The 19,130-nt window shown below is 34.3% G+C and carries 15 protein-coding genes and 1 tRNA gene; 9 read left to right on the forward strand and 7 right to left on the reverse strand.

What is annotated here, in order from left to right:
* The first annotated feature begins 71 nt into the window (after nt 1-71).
* From folP to A8975_RS13590, 5 genes are read left to right on the forward strand one after another with little or no spacing between them, the layout of a single operon-like run.
* Complete coding sequence (folP, locus tag A8975_RS13570; RefSeq protein ID WP_134201184.1) at nt 72-893, forward strand: dihydropteroate synthase; 822 nt, start codon at nt 72-74, stop codon at nt 891-893.
* Nucleotides 893-1,594: a hypothetical protein gene (locus A8975_RS13575; protein ID WP_134201186.1), complete on the forward strand. Its 702-nt coding sequence runs from the start codon at nt 893-895 to the stop codon at nt 1,592-1,594. Before folP ends, A8975_RS13575 begins: the two co-directional genes overlap by 1 nt.
* 35 nt (nt 1,595-1,629) lie before the next feature.
* Nucleotides 1,630-2,412: a diadenylate cyclase CdaA gene (cdaA, locus tag A8975_RS13580; protein ID WP_131507971.1), complete on the forward strand. Its 783-nt coding sequence runs from the start codon at nt 1,630-1,632 to the stop codon at nt 2,410-2,412.
* Between the two features lies 1 nt (nt 2,413).
* Nucleotides 2,414-3,226, forward strand: coding sequence for a DUF3667 domain-containing protein (locus A8975_RS13585; RefSeq protein ID WP_134201188.1), 813 nt, complete (start codon nt 2,414-2,416; stop codon nt 3,224-3,226).
* A 2-nt stretch (nt 3,227-3,228) separates the two neighbouring features.
* Nucleotides 3,229-4,020, forward strand: coding sequence for a DUF3667 domain-containing protein (locus tag A8975_RS13590; RefSeq protein ID WP_134201190.1), 792 nt, complete (start codon nt 3,229-3,231; stop codon nt 4,018-4,020).
* On the opposite strand, the gene A8975_RS13595 is transcribed toward A8975_RS13590, so the two are convergent.
* Together A8975_RS13595 and truA are read right to left on the reverse strand one after the other, a co-directional pair.
* Entirely contained in the window at nt 4,017-5,783 is a 1,767-nt protein-coding gene (locus A8975_RS13595) for an ABC transporter ATP-binding protein (RefSeq protein ID WP_134201192.1), read from the reverse strand. The two genes, A8975_RS13590 and A8975_RS13595, sit on opposite strands and share 4 nt — an antisense overlap.
* Before the next feature lie 9 nt (nt 5,784-5,792).
* On the reverse strand, nt 5,793-6,536 hold the full coding sequence (gene truA / locus A8975_RS13600) for a tRNA pseudouridine(38-40) synthase TruA (RefSeq protein WP_134201194.1): 744 nt from the start codon (nt 6,534-6,536) through the stop codon (nt 5,793-5,795).
* 70 nt (nt 6,537-6,606) lie between these two features.
* Between truA and A8975_RS13605 the strand changes: the two genes are divergently transcribed.
* Nucleotides 6,607-7,098 carry a metallophosphoesterase family protein gene (locus A8975_RS13605; protein WP_134201195.1) on the forward strand — a complete coding sequence of 164 codons (492 nt, stop codon included), beginning with the start codon at nt 6,607-6,609 and terminating at the stop codon, nt 7,096-7,098.
* A 57-nt stretch (nt 7,099-7,155) separates the two neighbouring features.
* On the opposite strand, the gene A8975_RS13610 is transcribed toward A8975_RS13605, so the two are convergent.
* Nucleotides 7,156-7,566 (reverse strand): DUF4293 domain-containing protein, encoded by a 411-nt coding sequence (locus A8975_RS13610; RefSeq protein WP_131507983.1) that lies wholly within the window; start codon nt 7,564-7,566, stop codon nt 7,156-7,158.
* Nucleotides 7,567-7,782: 216 nt separating this feature from the next.
* Between A8975_RS13610 and rho the strand changes: the two genes are divergently transcribed.
* Nucleotides 7,783-9,396, forward strand: coding sequence for a transcription termination factor Rho (gene rho, locus A8975_RS13615; protein WP_134201197.1), 1,614 nt, complete (start codon nt 7,783-7,785; stop codon nt 9,394-9,396).
* Between the two features lie 147 nt (nt 9,397-9,543).
* Here rho and rpsT read toward each other — a convergent pair whose 3' ends face one another.
* From rpsT to proS, 3 genes are all read right to left on the reverse strand, one after another.
* Complete coding sequence (rpsT, locus tag A8975_RS13620; RefSeq protein ID WP_129761520.1) at nt 9,544-9,795, reverse strand: 30S ribosomal protein S20; 252 nt, start codon at nt 9,793-9,795, stop codon at nt 9,544-9,546.
* Between the two features lie 26 nt (nt 9,796-9,821).
* Nucleotides 9,822-9,893: transfer RNA gene (locus tag A8975_RS13625), tRNA-Glu, on the reverse strand.
* Between the two features lie 144 nt (nt 9,894-10,037).
* Nucleotides 10,038-11,516, reverse strand: coding sequence for a proline--tRNA ligase (proS, locus tag A8975_RS13630; protein WP_131507987.1), 1,479 nt, complete (start codon nt 11,514-11,516; stop codon nt 10,038-10,040).
* A 100-nt stretch (nt 11,517-11,616) separates the two neighbouring features.
* On the opposite strand from proS, the gene A8975_RS13635 reads away from it, so the two are divergent.
* Both A8975_RS13635 and A8975_RS13640 read left to right on the forward strand, forming a co-directional pair.
* Entirely contained in the window at nt 11,617-12,606 is a 990-nt protein-coding gene (locus tag A8975_RS13635) for a hypothetical protein (protein ID WP_134201199.1), read from the forward strand.
* Between the two features lie 31 nt (nt 12,607-12,637).
* Complete coding sequence (locus tag A8975_RS13640; RefSeq protein ID WP_134201201.1) at nt 12,638-14,155, forward strand: OmpP1/FadL family transporter; 1,518 nt, start codon at nt 12,638-12,640, stop codon at nt 14,153-14,155.
* Nucleotides 14,156-14,230: 75 nt separating this feature from the next.
* Here A8975_RS13640 and A8975_RS13645 read toward each other — a convergent pair whose 3' ends face one another.
* Nucleotides 14,231-19,105: a T9SS type B sorting domain-containing protein gene (locus A8975_RS13645; RefSeq protein ID WP_243832992.1), complete on the reverse strand. Its 4,875-nt coding sequence runs from the start codon at nt 19,103-19,105 to the stop codon at nt 14,231-14,233.
* Between the last annotated feature and the right edge of the window lie 25 nt (nt 19,106-19,130).

The following is a 19,130-nucleotide window of genomic DNA, read 5'->3' on the forward strand; positions in this document are numbered from 1 at the left end:
GCATAAAAAAGTTTAAAGTTCAAAGTTTAGCCTTTAAAGTTTGCTACTATTAACACTTCAAATTCTTATTTATGACTATTAATTGCAAAGGGCAACTTATAGATTTAAGCACACCTCAAGTAATGGGTATTTTAAATGTAACTCCAGATTCGTTTTATGATGGTGGAAAATACAAAAACGAAAGTGAGCTACTCTCTCAAATATATGTAATGCTTAAAGATGGAGCAAGGTTTATAGATATTGGTGCTTACAGCTCAAGACCTAATGCTGAACATGTTTCTGAAACCGAAGAGTTAAAACGCATACTTCCAATTATTGAACTAACTTTAAAAGAATTTCCTGATGTTTTAATTTCGGTTGACACCTTTAGAAGTGCCGTTGCTAAACATGCTATCAACTCTGGAGCTGCCTTGATAAACGATATTTCAGCAGGCTTATTGGATCAAGATATGCTTAAAACCATTGCCCAATTGCAAGTTCCATATATTATGATGCACATGAGAGGTACACCTCAAACTATGCAACAATATACAAGCTATGATGATTTGGTAAAAGATATTTTATTTTACTTTTCTGAAAGAATAACTGCCGCAAGAGCTCTTGGTATTATTGATATTATTGTAGATCCTGGTTTTGGTTTTGCCAAAACTACCGAACAAAACTTTGAGCTACTGAACAAACTCGACCTTTTTAAAATGCTTGAATTACCATTATTGACTGGAATGTCTAGAAAATCGATGATTTACAAAACCTTAAACAACACTCCAAAAGAAGCTTTAAATGGTACAACCGTTTTAAATACTGTTGCCTTACAAAAAGGAGCAACTATTTTAAGAGTACACGATGTTAAGGAAGCTATGGAATGCATAAAACTTACAAATCTATTACACTAATGAAAATCAAATTTTATATAGTAATACTAACTGCTTTATGCTTATCCTGTGGAAAAGACAAAGTTGTTTTGCTGCCGGAAATTAATAAGGCAAAAATTACAGAAGTAAAAGATGTATCCTCAGCCTATTTGTTTTACGATGAAACCCAACCAGATAGTCTAGAACTCAACCGAAAAAACTTAATTAGCACCACCAATTGGCTGGTTAATGTTGATAAGCGATTAAAACTAGAACAAGCTATACCCAAAATAAAATTTTTACAAGACAAAAAGAGAAATGCTGAAATGCATAAAAATGAAAATGCTAAAAACTATTACAGTTGCAATGATACTAGCATTAAAAACTTAGGGTTTATAGAGTTTACTGATGTGGTCTATTGGGAAGAATCTTCAGTTGGCATACAAAAAAAGACGTCTCAACTTCCTAAAGACAATACTATAGCTATACATCTAAAGTTAGGTTTAGATAAAAAAATTCATATTACTAACACAAATGATGAATTAAGTATTAAAACAATACATTATTCTGAGTTTGAAAATCATCTTACAAACTTAAAACACCAATTCCCTAACAAGACAATTAGCATTAAGCTAAACTTTGATGAAAAATTAAGTTTTCAAGACTACATCACTTTTAAATCGCTTGTTTCTAACATAAAACTAGATTCAATAACAATAGATAACAACGAATTTATTTATTAATCATATTTTGTTACATTTACACAAACACCTTAACCTTGGATAAATTCAAATTTTGGGATTTTACGCTTATAGACTTTATCGACGTGTTTCTCGTCGCTATTTTACTCTACTATGTATATAAGCTAGTAAAAGGTACTGTTGCCATAAATATTTTTATAGGAATTATAGTAATTTACTCCGTTTGGAAACTTACCGATTTACTCAACATGAATATGCTTCATAATATTTTTGATGGGTTTATGAAAGTAGGAATTATAGCCTTAATAGTAGTATTTCAACCCGAAATACGGAAATTTCTGCTTATGGTTGGATCTACGAATTTAGGTGGTAAGCGAAAATTCTTTAGTAAAATACGATTCTTAAAAACCGAAGTTGAAACTGAAACAGATATTGACGCCATTATTGCTGCATGCAACAAAATGGGAACGACTCAAACTGGAGCTTTAATTGTTTTAGAACGCAATAATAATCTTGATTTTTTAACAGGAACTGGAGACAATATGAATATTTCGGTTACTCAAGCCATTATTGAAAGTATATTCTTTAAAAACAGTCCGCTGCACGATGGAGCTATAATTATTGAAAACAATGTGGTAAAAGCAACTCGTGTTATTTTACCTGTAAATAACGAGAAAAATATTCCGCAACGTTTTGGTTTAAGACATAGAGCAGCTATTGGAATTACCGAAAAAACTGATGCCTTAGCGATTGTTGTTAGTGAAGAAACTGGACAAATTTCATATATTAAAAATGGTGAGTTTGTGATGTATAATGACACTGCTAATCTCACTGAAATGATTAAAAAAGATATGGTATAAAATGAATTGCAAAAACTGTAATACTAACCTTGCAGTAGAGCAAAATTATTGCTTTGAATGTGGAGCTAAAGTTATTAGAAACCGCTTAACTCTTGCTAACATTTTTTCTGAAGTAAAAGAGCACCTTTTTCAATATGACAATAAGCTTTTACAAACATTCATTTTGCTTTTTAAAAAACCCGAAGCTGTTATTGTAAATTATATTAATGGCACTAGAAAAAAGTATATTAACGTTATACAGTATTTTGCCATTTCGCTTACACTTATTGGTATTCAAGTATTTTTACTAAACACCTTTTTTAAAGATGTGCTTTTTAACGACTTCTCCTTTTTAAGTAATTTTGACAGTGAAACAACTAGCTCATCTGAATTTATAAAAGACCAAGTTAATATTCAGCAAAATGTCTCTAATTATCAAAACTTAATTTACATTATAACCGTTCCTGTTTCAGCACTTGCAACTTGGGCTGCTCATTACCTTACCAACTACAGACAGTTTAATTTCACCGAGCATATAGTTATTAACCTTTATTATTCGTCACAAGTTATTATTGTTACAGCATTGCTTAACATCATTTTTTTATGTGCTGGAGCTAATTATTACTTAGTTAGCTCTTTAATTTCTTTTCTCTCAGTTATCTATTACATCTATATATTTAAACGAGTTATTGGAGCTGCTTTTTGGCAAACTTTAGCCAATATGCTAGTTATGTTTTTTATATACGCTATCATTTCTTTAATCCTATTATCTCCTATAATAATCAATGGTATAAAAGAAGGAATTGATGCAGCTAATAAAGTAAAAGGCGCATAAGTATGAATTGTAAAAACTGTAATATTACTTTATCTGAAAACAGCGATTATTGCAATGCTTGTGGCGGAAAAGTAATAAGAAACAGACTTAATTTTAAGAATTTATTTGAACACATTAGCGAAACATTCTTTAATTACGACAACAAGCTACTACGTACTATTATCGACTTATTTAAAAAACCCGAAGCTGTTATTGTAAGTTATATTGAAGGTGTTAGAAAACGTTATGTAAACCCTATTAGTTTTTTTGGTGTCGCATTAACCCTTAGTGGTCTTTACGTTTTAGCTTTAAATAAGTTTTTTCCTGAAATCATGGATTTTTCTGCAATAACACCAAAAGGTCAAGAAGAAATGCAACAACGCAACATGAGTTTTTTACAAGAGTATCAATCTATTGTTATGATGCTATATGTACCTATCTATGCGTTAATTGCAAAACTGACTTTTATTGGACTAAAAAAATTCAACTACACCGAAATGGTTGTTGTGTTTATGTACATACAAGCACAAATATCTGTTGTTTCTGCAGCAATAGTAATTATAGGCGCTTTTTTTGGTATAACTTATGGTGTAATTAGCTTGTTTTTGCTTCCGTTAATGATATTATATTCAGCGTATTGCTTACAAAGAATTTATAGACTAAGTTTAAAACATTTACTACTAAGAGGCTTACTATTTATTTTTATTTTAATACTTTTCTTTATTGCCCTTAGTATTGGAATGTTTGTTATAATGTATTTAAATGGTGATTTTCAACAAATGATTGAAACCCAAAAAGCTGCTCAAGGTGCTTAAGCCAGTTCTTCTTTCATAAACTGCACTTCGTATAGGTTTTTGTAATATCCATTTTCTTTTTTAAGAAGCGTTTTATGTGTACCTTCTTCAACAATTTTACCAGCATCCATCACAATGATTTTGTCTGCTTTTTTAATGGTTGCTAACCTATGAGCAATAACTATTGATGTTCTACCTTTAGTAATTTTATCGGTTGCATCTTGTATTAATTGCTCAGAATAAGAATCTACCGAAGAGGTCGCTTCATCTAACACCAAAATACTTGGATTAGTAACATAAGCTCTTAAAAATGAGATTAACTGACGTTGACCTGAAGATAGCATCACACCTCTTTCTTTAACATTATAATGATAACCATTAGGCAAACTCATTATAAAATCATGAATCCCAATATCTTTTGCAGCTTGTTGTACTTCAGCTTCGGTAACGATATCGCTATTAAGTGTAATATTATTTAATATCGTATCAGCAAACAAAAACACATCTTGCAATACCACTGCTATTTGTGCGCGTAACGATTGCAAAGTCATATTTTTTATATTGACACCATCAATACAAATTTCACCTTTTTGAATATCGTAAAACCTATTTAACAAATTAATAATTGTAGACTTTCCAGCTCCTGTAGCACCAACAATAGCTATGGTTTGTCCAGCTTCTACATTAAAAGATATACCTTTAAGAACTTCTTCATTTTCTATATAAGAAAAATGCACGTCTTTAAAAGCTATGTCTCCTTTAAATTGTGTTGCTACCACATTTCCACTATCATCAATTTGAGATGTAGTATCCAATACCTTAAATACTCTATCAGCGGCTACCATTCCCATTTGTAGCGTATTGAACTTATTAGCAATTTGGTTAAGCGGTCTAAACAACATAGGAATCATCATGATAAAAGCAGTAAGCTCACCAAGAGATGCTGTGCTATCCATAATTACATTGAGTCCTCCATACCAAACAACGAGCCCTAAGGTTATTGATGATAAAAATTCTGCAATAGGAAAGAAAATAGAGTTATACCATACGGTTTTTAACCAACCTTTTTTATGACGTTCATTAATTGCCATAAACTTTTTATATTCTGTATCTTCTCTCGTAAACAGCTGAAGTATTTTCATACCAGTAACCCGTTCTTGAACAAAACTATTTAGGTTAGACACTTCCGTTCTTACATCCTGAAACGCTAATTTCATATACTTCTGAAAAATCTTGGTAGCAAACAATACAATTGGTAATGTAGTAAATACAATAAGGCTCAATTTCCAATTCATTGAAAACATCATAATAGCTACAGCTAACATTTTCAACACATCGCTAAAAATCATAAACAAGCCTTCACCAAAAATATCAGCAATACGCTCCATATCGGTAACTGCTCTGGTAATCAAAACACCTACTGAAGAGTTATCAAAATATTTCATTTTAAAACTCAACATGTGTTTAAACAACTTTACTCGTATATCCTTAACTACTGATTGCCCTAGCCAACTTGCATAATAAATAAAAAGGAGTTGAGAAATAACTTCTAAAACTAAAAGCGCAATCATGATAATGATGTAAAACAAAAAGCCATCATACTCTTGCAAAGCAATTTTTGTATCAATAGCTAATTGAAGCACTTTAGGTCTAAAAACTCCAAAAACAGACAGTCCAATAACAAAAATTAAGGTACCAAAAAACACAAGTTTGTAAGGTTTTACAAACTTTAGTAATCGTTTAAAAAGTTTTATATCAAAAACGTCTGCTCCTTTTTTAGACATATATAGTTTTTATTTCTTTATCGTATCAGGATACTTTACTTCGGTTAAATACAGTCCATGAGCAGGAACCGAAAAACCTGCTTCACTCCTATTTTTTGATTTTATAATATCATGCAATTCCTCAACGGTAGTTTTACCTAATCCAATATTCACCATTGTACCAACTATGGCTCTTACCATATTTCTAAGAAAACGGTCAGCAGTAATTACAAAGGTTAACTCTCCTTTATCATTAATCCATTGTGCATGCTTTATAATGCAATTATACGTCTTTACATCTGTATTTGTTTTAGAAAAACATTGAAAATCTTTATACTGCAATAAGACATCGCAGGCTGTATTCATTTTTTCTACATCCAACGGAAGTTGTAACAAGTAAGCATAATCAAAAGTAAACACATTTTTACGATTGGAAACCTTGTAATGATATGTTCTCTCAGTAGCATCAAAACGCGCATGAGCATCGTTAGTCACCAAAAACATGTTGTGTATTGCCACATCTTTAGGTAAAAATGAGTTTAGCTTATAGATTAAATTCTGAGTATTCAATTCTATTTCAGAATCAAAATGGGCATACATTTGCGATGCATGCACGCCTGCATCAGTTCTTCCTGCTCCAACAATATCTGTTTTTTGCTGTAATAACGTTGAAAGTGCTTTCTCTATAACTTCTTGTACAGAAATAGCATTAGGCTGATTTTGCCAACCATGATATGCTTTTCCGTTATATGACAATTCGATAAAATATCTCAATGGAAACTTCTACTTTTGTAAATGACAAAGATAATTAGTTTTCTGAGTTAACATTTTACATTAACATTATATGAAGAAAATTCTTCTACTTTCAGACACACATAGTCACATTGACGATACCATTTTAAAATATGTAAAACAAGCCGACGAGGTTTGGCATGCTGGTGATATTGGTGACTCAAGTGTTACTGATGCCATTAAAGCACTTAAACCTTTACGAGCTGTATATGGTAATATTGATGACGCTAAAGCTAGAGTTGAATTTCCTGAGCATAATAGGTTTATGTGTGAGGATGTTGATGTATGGATAACTCATATTGGTGGTTATCCTAGCAGATATAATCCACGGGTAAAACCTGAAATTTACAACAATCCGCCTAAACTATTTATTTGTGGACATTCACATATTTTAAAAGTAATGCCTGATAAAAAACTCAATATATTGCATATGAATCCTGGTGCAGTTGGCAAACACGGTTTTCATAAAGTACGAACAATGCTTCGTTTTACTATTGATGGAGAAAAAATTGATAACCTTGAAGTTATTGAGTTAAAGCGATAAAAAAAGCCCAAGATCTTCACCTTGGGCTTACGCACTAAATTAATTAAGATATAAGGTTTATCGTAATCTATCCACAGATTTTACAAGATCTTCATCCTTTTTGATGGCTTTATTGGCTAAAACCAAAAATACGATAGAAAAAATAGGTAGAAGAATCCCAATACCTTTCTCAGAAACATCAGCTTCTCCAGATAAGTTTAGCGATTGATATACAAATAATCCTAATAAAATAAAGTTTAATATGATGTTAAGTCGTCCCAAAACAAATTGCGACTTCCTATTTTTATATCTAAATATTGAAACCAAAGATAAAAAAGCTGAAGCCAAAAACAAACCTAAATAAAGATTGTTGTCTTTTACAAAAACCTGCACATCCGAAGCATTAGTCCATAAATGAAACACAAATATTAGACCAGCTGAGATACCAGCAGAAATTAATAAATAAACAGTTTGAATACGTTGAAGCATCTACTTTTTTAAAATTTAAAGCACAAAATTAGTAGTTTCTTTTTAAAACATATACTTGTTTTTAAAATAAAATTGTATTATTGCAGTAGTAATTTGTTACGCACAACAGTTTCAGGTTATTAATCTTCAAGATTTTTTTCTAGTTTTTCCCTTTTATTTCAAAATAGAGAATATTCAGATTAAATCTATTCAATAAAAATTATTCAATAAACATACATGTTTGAAATTTCGCAATTAAAAGAAAAAAAGCTTTCTGAGTTACAGGAAATAGCTCAAAAACTGAACGTTCCTAAATACCGTTCATTAAAAAAATTGGATTTAGTATATCAAATACTAGATTATCAGGCTGCAAACCCTGATGCTCTTAAAAATGAGGCTCCAGCATCTAACGAGAGCAGTAAAAGCAAAAAAACTACCGAAAGAAAACCTAGACAACCAAGGCAGAGAATTCAAAAAAAACCTGCCGATCAACAGTCTAAGGAGCAGCAAAAAATAGAGTTTTCTGAGTCTAAAAAAGAGAACAGCAATAACAATAACAGTAAAGACAACCAAAAACCTACTGCGAAAGACAATAAAAGACAGTCTCAAAAAGACAACACCAACAATAAGCAACAGCGCTCTAAAGACAATAACCAAAATAACAATTCCAATAACAATAATGGAAATAACGGTAATAAAGACAACCGTAACCGTTATAGAGAACCAGATTTTGAGTTTGATGCTATAATACAAAGTGAAGGTGTACTTGACATCATGCAAGATGGATATGGGTTTTTACGCTCTTCTGACTACAACTATTTATCATCTCCTGATGATATTTATGTATCGCAATCTCAAATTAGATTATTTGGATTAAAAACTGGAGATACAGTTTTAGGTCATGTAAGACCTCCTAAAGAAGGTGAAAAATATTTCCCTCTTATTAAAGTGAGTAAAATAAATGGTCAAAAACCTGAAGTTGTAAGAGACAGAGTATCTTTTGAACACTTAACACCTTTATTCCCTCAGGAAAAATTTAATATCGCTGAAAAACAAAGTACTATTTCAACCAGAATTATGGATTTGTTCTCTCCTATTGGAAAAGGACAACGTGGTATGATTGTTTCACAACCTAAAACTGGTAAAACTATGCTTCTTAAAGATGTTGCAAATGCTATCGCTGCAAATCATCCTGAAGTATATCAAATGATTTTACTAATCGATGAGCGTCCTGAAGAAGTAACAGACATGCAACGTAATGTTCGTGGCGAAGTTATTGCTTCAACTTTTGATAAAGAAGCTCACGAGCATGTAAAAATCGCTAACATAGTCCTTGAAAAAGCTAAACGATTAGTCGAGTGTGGACACGATGTTGTAATCCTTTTAGATTCAATTACTCGTTTGGCAAGAGCATACAACACTGTTCAACCTGCATCAGGTAAAATATTAAGTGGTGGTGTTGATGCTAATGCATTACATAGACCAAAAAGATTCTTTGGAGCTGCTAGAAATATTGAAAATGGAGGTTCATTAACAATTATAGCTACAGCACTTACCGAAACTGGTTCAAAAATGGATGAAGTAATTTTTGAAGAGTTTAAAGGTACAGGAAACATGGAACTACAATTAGATAGAAAAATATCTAACCGTAGAATTTTCCCTGCTATTGATCTTACATCTTCAAGTACACGTCGTGACGACTTATTACTGGACGACAATACCATACAAAGAATGTGGGTAATGCGAAAATACCTAGCAGACATGAATCCTGTTGAAGCTATGGAGTTTATTAACGAACGTTTTAAACAAACCAAAAACAATGAAGAGTTTTTAATCTCTATGAATGGTTAATAAATAAAGAACCTAATAATAAAATATAAAAAAACCCATGGAGTTTCCATGGGTTTTTTATTTGCTTTATAGTAACTGTAAACTTAATCAATAAAAAAAGCCTTTTCAATGAAAAGGCTTTTTAAATATCTTTTAAAAGTAATTCTCTTATAGAGAAGCTACATGCTTAGCTAAACCTGATTTTAAGTTAGCTGCTTTGTTAGCATGAATAACATTTTTCTTAGCTAACTTATCAATCATAGAAACTACTGTAGGATAAAAATCCTGAGCATCTTTAGCTGTTTCCATTTCACGTAATTTCTTAATAGCATTACGTGTAGTTTTATGCTGATACCTGTTAGTTAAACGCTTTGCTTCGTTACTTCTTATTCTTTTTAATGCTGACTTATGATTTGCCATTTTACTTTTTCCTTATTAAAAAATTGTAGCCCGTAGGGGAATCGAACCCCTCTTACCAGGATGAAAACCTGGCGTCCTAGCCGATAGACGAACGGGCCATTAAATTTTGAAAGCACAAATTTAATTATAAAATTTAAATATGCAACAATCTTTAAATGAACATGCAATTTCCTCATTGCGGATGCAAAAATACAACTATTTTTAAATGTTGCAATAGCTAATCAATTTTTTTTCAAAAAAAATTAATATGCCTTTGCAAATAGAACTCTTCTTTTTGATGGATTACCAGTAAATACGCACACTCCAGCCTCCTCTTCTCCATCTTGAGGAATACATCTAATTGTTGCTTTTGTTAACTCCTTAATTTTTTGCTCTGTTTCAGGAGTTCCATCCCAATGCGCTGATATAAAACCTGTTTTATTCTCTAAAACGTCTTTAAACTCATCAAACGTCTCAACTTTTGTGATATGATTATTTCTAAAATTTAAGGCTTTATTAAATAATTCTTCTTGTATGGTAACTAGTAATTTTGAGATTAAAGTAGGCAAACCATCAAGGTTTACAATTTCTTTTGTTAAAGTGTCTCTTCTAGCTAATTCAACAGTTCCATTTTCTAAATCTTTAGGCCCTATAGCAATTCGCAAAGGAACACCTTGTAATTCATGCTGAGCAAATTTTGCTCCTGGTCTGTGTGTTTCTCTTCCATCAAACTTGCAGCTTACTCCTAAAGCTTTTAAATCGTTTTTTATAGTATTTGCTAGATCAGAAATCTGTTTTAACTGCTCATCATTTTTATATATAGGAACAATAACCACTTGTGTTGGTGCTAAATTAGGAGGTAAAACCAAACCTTTATCATCACTATGTGTCATTATTAAAGCTCCCATTAAACGTGTAGACACTCCCCAAGAAGTAGCCCAAACATAGTCTAGCTTTCCTTCATTATTTGTAAACTTTACATCAAATGCTTTTGCAAAATTTTGTCCAAGAAAGTGCGATGTTCCTGCTTGTAAAGCCTTACCATCTTGCATTAAAGCTTCAATACAATAAGTTTCTACAGCTCCTGCAAAACGTTCGCTTTCGGTCTTTAATCCTTTAATAACTGGAATAGCCATAAAGTTTTCAGCAAATTCAGCATACACATTGTTCATTTGTTCGGCTTCAGCTAATGCTTCTGCTTCTGTTGCGTGAGCTGTATGTCCTTCTTGCCACAAAAATTCTGCAGTACGCAAAAACAAACGTGTACGCATTTCCCAACGAACAACATTTGCCCATTGGTTAATAAGTATAGGTAAGTCTCTATAGCTTTGAATCCAACCTTTATAGGTGTTCCATATAATTGCTTCACTAGTTGGACGCACAACTAATTCTTCTTCTAATCTCGCTTCTGGATCGACCCTTAATTTTCCTTCATTATCAGGGTCATTTTGTAATCTATAATGTGTTACAACAGCACATTCTTTTGCAAACCCTTCGGCATTCTTTTCTTCAGCTTCAAATAAACTTTTAGGTACAAATAGTGGAAAATATGCGTTTTGATGACCTGTTTCTTTAAACATTCTATCTAATTCAGCTTGCATTTTTTCCCATATTGCATATCCATATGGTTTTATAACCATGCATCCTCTAACTGCTGAATTCTCAGCCATATCAGCCTTTACGACCAATTCGTTATACCATTTTGAATAATCTTCTGCTCTACTTGTGAGATTTTTGCTCATTGTAAGTATTTTGGCACAAAAATTGTGCGTATGTTAAATAAAAAAATAGTTCAACAAAACTAACTATTTTTGTAATGTTCAACAATAAAATTATACAGTTATGCAATTTAAAAATTACATCATATCAAAATTGCCATTTTTTGTTGCACTAAGCTTTGCTTTTGTTTTAGCTTCTTGTGGTTCATACCAATATGTTGGTTATGACAATGATGGTATATACAATTCTGATGGAGTTGTTTATGAAGAAGACACTTATCAAGAAACTACAAGCGCTAGCGGCAGCTACTACAAAAATTATTTTGCTGAAAAATCTCAACAATACGAAAGCATTCCTGAGGAAAATATAATATTCACAGATATTGAATCTTACGAAGGCAATTACACTGAAGAAGAAAATACAACCGATGAGTACAATGGATATGCTGGTTGGGGACAAGATAGCGATAACATTACCATAAATGTGTATTCTAATTATGGATGGAATAATTGGGGTTACTACAATTATTGGGGTTGGAATAGACCTTTTTATTCATGGAATAGATGGAACACTTGGGGATGGAATTCTTGGGGTTGGAACAATTGGGCTTGGAACTCTGGTTGGGGATATTATGGCTACAATTCGTTTTGGGGTAACCCATATTACAATGGCTTCTATTATGGAGGTTATTATAATCGACCATACTACTACAATGGATACCGAAATGGGTATGCATACAATCGTGTAAACTCAAGACGTGGTCAAATTAACAATGCTTACAATTCTAGACGTTCTAATTCTGTAATAAATAATAGCCGTATTGGGAGAACCAATCGTTCTACATTAACTAGACCTAGAAGTACTACTACAAGAACTAGAGTAAATTCTTCTACAACTAGAAGAAATAGTTCTATCACACCAAATAGAACTAGAGTTAATACAAGATCTAACAACTCTGTAAGACCTAGATCAAATTCTACAAGAACAAGAGTTAACTCTTCATCGACAAGAACTAGAGTAAATACTCCATCTAGAAGTTCTTCAGTAAGAAGCTCTTCTGGTTCTTCATCGCGTAGTAGTGGTAGCAGAGGTTCATCTGGAAGAAGACGATAATATTCCCTAAAATATTAAATTAAAAATTGATATGAAAAAGTTAAGTTTACTATTCATAGGCATACTATCTATGTCTAATGTTATGGCTCAAGATATATCTGATGCGTTGAGATATTCTTCAGACGAAATTCAAGGAACAGCGCGATTTAGAGCTATGAGCGGAGCTTTTGGAGCTCTTGGTGGAGATATGTCTGCCGTTAGTTTAAATCCTGCAGGAGCAGCTGTATTTACTAGAAGTCATGCTTCTGCTTCAGTTTCCATTTTAAGCACCAACAACGATGTTAATTATTTTGGAGAAATGCAATCTTCATCTGACTCTAAATTTGATCTTCATCAAACTGGAGCTGCTTTTGTTTTTAATAACACTAATCAAAATTCACCATGGAGAAAGTTTGTATTTAGTATTGCTTATGATAAAGTTGCTAATTATGATAACGATTGGTTTGCAACTGGAACAAGTACAAATTCAATAGATTCTTACTTTTTGTCTTATGCTCAAGGTTTGAGGCTTGATGAAATTTCTGCCTTTGCAGGCGAAAGCTATACTGACGCTTATGCTGATATTGGCTCTGCTTACGGTTTTAATAACCAACAAGCTTTTTTAGGTTATGAATCCTATATTCTTGAACCAAACAGTGATACTGATGATAACACTTCTTATTTTTCAAATATTGCTCCTGGAAGTTTTGAACACGATTACAGTTATCTTGCGACTGGATATAATGGTAAGTTTACATTTAACTTTGCTTCACAGTTTAAAGACAAGTTATATATAGGTCTTAACCTAAATACTCACTTTATCAATTATGAGCGATACACTTATTTGAATGAATTTAATTCAAACGAAGGATCTTTGGTTAACGAAGTTGGGTTTGAAAATTCGCTATTCACCACAGGAACTGGTTTTTCTTTTCAATTAGGAGCAATTACAAAGCTTACAGAAGAACTTAGAGTAGGATTAACCTATAACTCTCCTACTTGGTTTAGTATTGAAGAAGAAACTACTCAATATCTTGCTACAGTTAGAAATGATGGAGGTTCAAACATTACTCAAGTAATTAACCCAGCTATTATTAATGTTTTTCCAAGATACAGATTACAATCTCCTGGTAAATTAACAGGAAGTTTAGCTTATGTTTTTGGAGAACAAGGTTTAATTAGTTTTGATTATTCTAGAAAAGATTACTCAAACACTAAATTCAAGCCAACTTCTGACACTTATTTTTCTGCTCAAAATGATATTATTAGTAATACACTTAAAGCTGCATCTACATATAGGTTTGGTGGAGAATACAGATATAAGCAAATAAGTTTTAGAGGTGGTTATCGTTTTGAAGAAAGCCCATACGAAGATGATTCTTTTTATGGTGATCTTACTGGGTATTCTCTAGGTTTAGGATATAATTTTGGTGATATAAAATTAGATTTAGCTTTTGATCAATCTGACAGAGAGATTAACCATCAATTCTATAGTGTTGGTCTTACAAATGCAGCTCTTTTAGATTCTAAAAACTCTAATGTAACTTTATCTTTAGCTTTCAATTTATAGAAAGAATACAACACATAAAAAAAAGAAAAAGGCTGAATAAAAATTCAGCCTTTTCTTTTTATAAACTTCTTTGGTTTATCGTTTCAAAGTAAAGTGAGCTTTAAACTCTTTTCTCTGCCCACCAATTGGTTCGTCGTACTCTACTACAAACCAGTAATCACTTGATGGCATTGGGTTTCCATTGTAGGTTCCATCCCATCCTTGTCCCGAAGGAGATATCTGCTTCAACAGTTTTCCAAACCTGTCAAAGATATAAATTTTTACGTCAGCTCTACCTGCAAATCCTATAATGTTCCATGTATCATGATATCCATCTCCATTTGGTGTAAAGTACTTTGGATAATCCAACACTGTTATCTCCAACGCTGTCAATCCACATCCATTCTTGTCTCTTGCCACTACTACATGTTCTCCTGAGGTAACGTCTTCAAACAAACCACTGTCTTGCCATGGACCGTTATCTAAACTGTATTCATACTCTCCTGGTCCTGTTGCTTCTGCTTCTATAACGTGATTTTCTGAAAAAGCTTGTGTAGTCACTTCGGCTACCAAGGTTGGAGGTGCACTTTCTATAACTAAAGTCTCATCGGTATTCTCACAGTTGGTCTCTGTTGATGTTGCTTCGTCCACAACAGTTACACTATAAGTTCCGCCTTCTATTGGCATATAACTACCTTCTGTAGCGCCTGCGATTTCTGTTCCGTTAAGATACCATGTAAAACTGTAATCTGGTGTGGTCAGTCCTGTATCTAATACTAAAGGATCTAATACTTCTGTCCCATTAGTATCCACACATAGTATATAACTGTCTTCTAAATCAAATACTGGTAACGGATTCACCTGAAGGGTCAGATCTGTCACATCATAACAGATAGAGTTTGGTGTGGTATCATTGTCTACTCTTACATAAATAACCTGTGGATTAGTGATGTTCTCATAAAGTGTAGGTAATGGGTTTACTCCTGCGTCTGCATCATCAAAACTCGCATAGTACGTTACTGTATAATTTAATGGGTCTTGACCATCTAGTACGTCTTCATCTAATGTTGATAGATCAAATTGTACACTGTCGTTAGTTGGGTCTCCATCTATCTCCATATTGTCATCACATAGCTCATATAGAATTGGCTCCATATCACTATTGGCTTCTGCTGCTTCCTGAACTTCTATGTTAAAGCTTTGTGTGCTTATCGAACATCCTGTTACTGTATTGGTAATGGCTACATAGATTGGTTGTGGATTGATCACATTGGTATATGGACTTACCAATCCGTTCATTAGATCATCAGCATCTGCTTGTGTAGCATGATAGCTTACTGTAAACAGGGTTGGATCTTGACCGTTAAGTACTTCTGCATCTTTACTGGTTAAATCAAACTGTGCAAAGCCATCGGTATTGTCTTCACATATGATAAAGTCCGTTACTGCTACTACATCTGGTAATGGGTTTACGGTTATCGTAAAGGTTACTATGGTATAACATCCTGTTACATCATTAGTCACGCGCACATAAATGGTTTGTGCTGTGTAATCGGTTGGGATGTTAGTGTACATTGTTGGGTCTGCTATAGCATTGGCTCCTGCTTCTGCATCTTCTTCTGTTTCATGGTAGCTTGCTGTTACTCCTGCTTCTCCATTGATGATGTATACTTCGTTTTCGGTAAGATCAAATACCTCTTGTCCATCTCCTGTATTGATGTCATCACATAACTCTAGGTTATCTGGATCTGTACTTGGAGTTGGGTTTGGTAATACTCTAATGGTTAACGTTGTATAATCCACACAGCCTGTATCGGTATCGGTAACAACTACATATAGTGTTTGTGGGTTGGCTGGTGCGCCATTAACCGATGTATTGGTATAGGCTGTAGCGTCTACTGCGTTGGTTCCTGACTGTGCATCGGCATTGGTTTCATAATAGCTTACACTCCAGCTTGCTTCTCCTCCTGTAATTTCACTGTCCTTTACGGTAAGATCAAATACTGTAATCTCATCGGCCACTTCATCATCACACAACTCTAATGGTGTTGGTTGTATTGCTGTTGGTGGAAGCTCCACACGTATTTCAAACTCTCCTGTAGTTACACAGCCATTGGCTACACTTACTAAGCGTATGTAAATGGTCTGTGGATTGATTTGGTTACTATAGTTAGTCGTGTTAGCTATTGGGTTGTTTCCTGAGTCTGCATCTGCCTGTGTTAAATGGTAGGTCAGTACAAAATCTGCTGGGTCTTGGGTACCTAATATCTCTGCTGCTTTGGTGGTTAAATCAAACTGCGCAATCTCATCGGTATTGGTATCACAGATAACATAATCGTCTATGTTTGTTGGAACTACTGGTGATGGTAATACATTTAATACCAATGGTACTATAGTAAAGCATCCTGTTATTGTGTTCTCTGCTCTTGCATAAACGGTTTGTGTATCTGGTACGATATTACTGTAAGGACTTACTAATGGGTTTTGTGCGTTTTCAGCATCTGCCATAGTCTCATGGTAGCTCACAGCAATATCCAATTCACCATTGATGATCTCTACTGTACTACTGTCTAAATCAAAACTTGCAAAGCCATCATTGTCTACATCACATTCTTCTAAGTCTGTTGGTACTGCTGGTGACGGTATTGGGTTTACTCGTAAATCTAAAGTGATCGTACTCACACAGCCTGTAACATCATTGGTCGCTCTTACATAAATAGTCTGTGGGTTTACAGTATTAGTATATGGACTTGTGATTGGGTTGTTCCCTGAATCGGCATCGGCTTGGGTCTCATAATACGTCAGGCTGATTCCTGTTTGACCATTCAAAATCTCATCAGCTGCATCTTCTAATGTAAAGGCTTCTTGCTCATCGCCTGGGTTGTTATAATCACATAACTCCAATGGTGATGGTTGTACCAATACTGGTAATGCATTAACGATAAGCTCTAATGTTGTAAGCTTATAACATCCGTTGTTATTGTCTTCTACTCGTACCCATAGGGTCTGGTTGAAGGCTGTTGTGTTTGTATAGGCTGCTGGGTTCAGTATTGGGTTTGTTCCTGCTTCAGCATTAGCTTCTGTTTCATGATAAGTGACTGTATACTGTGTTGGGTCTGCTAGGTTTTGAAGTACTTCTGCATCCTTGGTAGTAAGGTCAAACTGTGCAAATCCATCGGCTGAGGCATCGTCACAGACTTGTAATGGTGTTGGTCCTGCTCCTAATTGTGGGGTTGGATTTACTATCAATACTAAATCTACTATCGTAGCACAATCGGTAGCTATGGTAGCGCTTTCTACTCTAGCGTAAACAGTTTGCGTGTTTACCACAATGTTATTGTATGGGCTTGCTAATGGGTTTACATTATTATTGGCATCTGCCATAGTCTCATGATAAGTTACTGTAAGTCCTGGAACGCCTCCTGTTATTTCATTATCTGCATCGGTAAGGGTAAACACTCCAAAACCATCACTATCAGGATCACAGTACTCCAATGGTGTTGGCACATTAGCTACTGGTGCTTGTTCCACTACCAACGTTAAGGTTGTAGTAGCATAACATCCTGTGTTGATATCCTGAACACGTACATACACTACTTCTCCATCAAACCCTGTGTATGGTATTGGTAATGGGTTAGTAGCATTGTCTGCATCTAACTGTGTTGGGTAATACGTTACCGAGTAGTTCGGGTTGTTACCACTGATCTCTATATTCTTTAGAGTAAGATCAATGTCTGTTATGCCGTCTGGTACATTATCATCACAAACTTCCAATGGTGTAGGAACTACTAATGCTGGAAGTGGGTTGACCACCAACTCAAAACTACTTACTGAAGCACAGTTTGTAATTGTATTGGTAAGTGCCACATATAGGGTTTGTGGATTGGTTTGATTAATATATGGTACGGTTATCGCATTGATTCCTGCTTCGGCATCTGCCTGTGTTTCGTAATAGCTTACCGCTACATTAACCTGTCCATTGATGATTTCTGCATCTTTGGTCGTAAGGTCAAATGTTTCTTGCTCGTCGCCTGGGTTGTTATAGTCACACAACTCGTATGGTGTTATCGCACCTATGGTTGGTAATGGGTTTACCAATAGGGTAAGCTCTACTGTGTCATGGCAGCCTGAAGCGTCATCTTCCAAACGCACATAAACGGTTTGGGTGTTTGGTACAATATTATTGTATGGACTTGATAGGTCATTGACACCATTGTCTGCATCAGACTGGGTCTCATGGTAGGTCACTGTCATTCCAGTTTGACCACCTAATACTTCTGCGTCTTTTAATGTTAAGGTAAAGCTTGCAAAACCATCGTTATCATCATCGCAGACTTCCAATGGTGTTGGTGCTACTGCTACTGGTAGTGGGTTAACCACTAGCTCTAATGTCGTAGTATTATAGCATCCTGTTGTTGCATCTTCTAAACGTACATATACCGTTTGCGTGTTGATGACAATGTTAGTGTATGGTGAGAAAATCTCATTGGTAGCATTGTCTGCATCGGCTTGGGTTTCATAGTAAGTGACGTTAACACCTGTTTGTCCGTTAAGTATCTCTGCATTCTTATCTGTTAGTGTAAATGCTGCAAAACCATCGGCATCGTCATCACAAACTTCTAATGGTGTTGGCACTAATACTTCTGGTAATGGGTTAACGATAAGCTCAAAGCTTGTGTATCCATAACAGTCTGGTGTGGTAGCATCTTCTACTCTTACATGTATCGTCTGTGGGTTACCTGTATTGGTATAGGTTGCTGGGTTTGCTATAGCATTCATTGGTGCTTCTGCATCTGCTTGGGTCTCGTAATAGGTTACTGTATAAACCAATGGGTCTTGACCACCTAATATAGTAGCGTCTTGTGTGGTTAAATCAAACTGAGCTACGCCATCATTGGAAGCGTCATCGCAAACTACCATATCTGATGGCTCTGTTGCTATGGCTCTATAGTTAACTACTAAATTGAACACCGGAAGTGGTGAGGCTATGTAGCAA

The organism is Meridianimaribacter flavus, assembly GCF_004366715.1.
In the GTDB taxonomy this organism is placed as follows: Bacteria; Bacteroidota; Bacteroidia; order Flavobacteriales; family Flavobacteriaceae; genus Gaetbulibacter_B; species Gaetbulibacter_B jejuensis.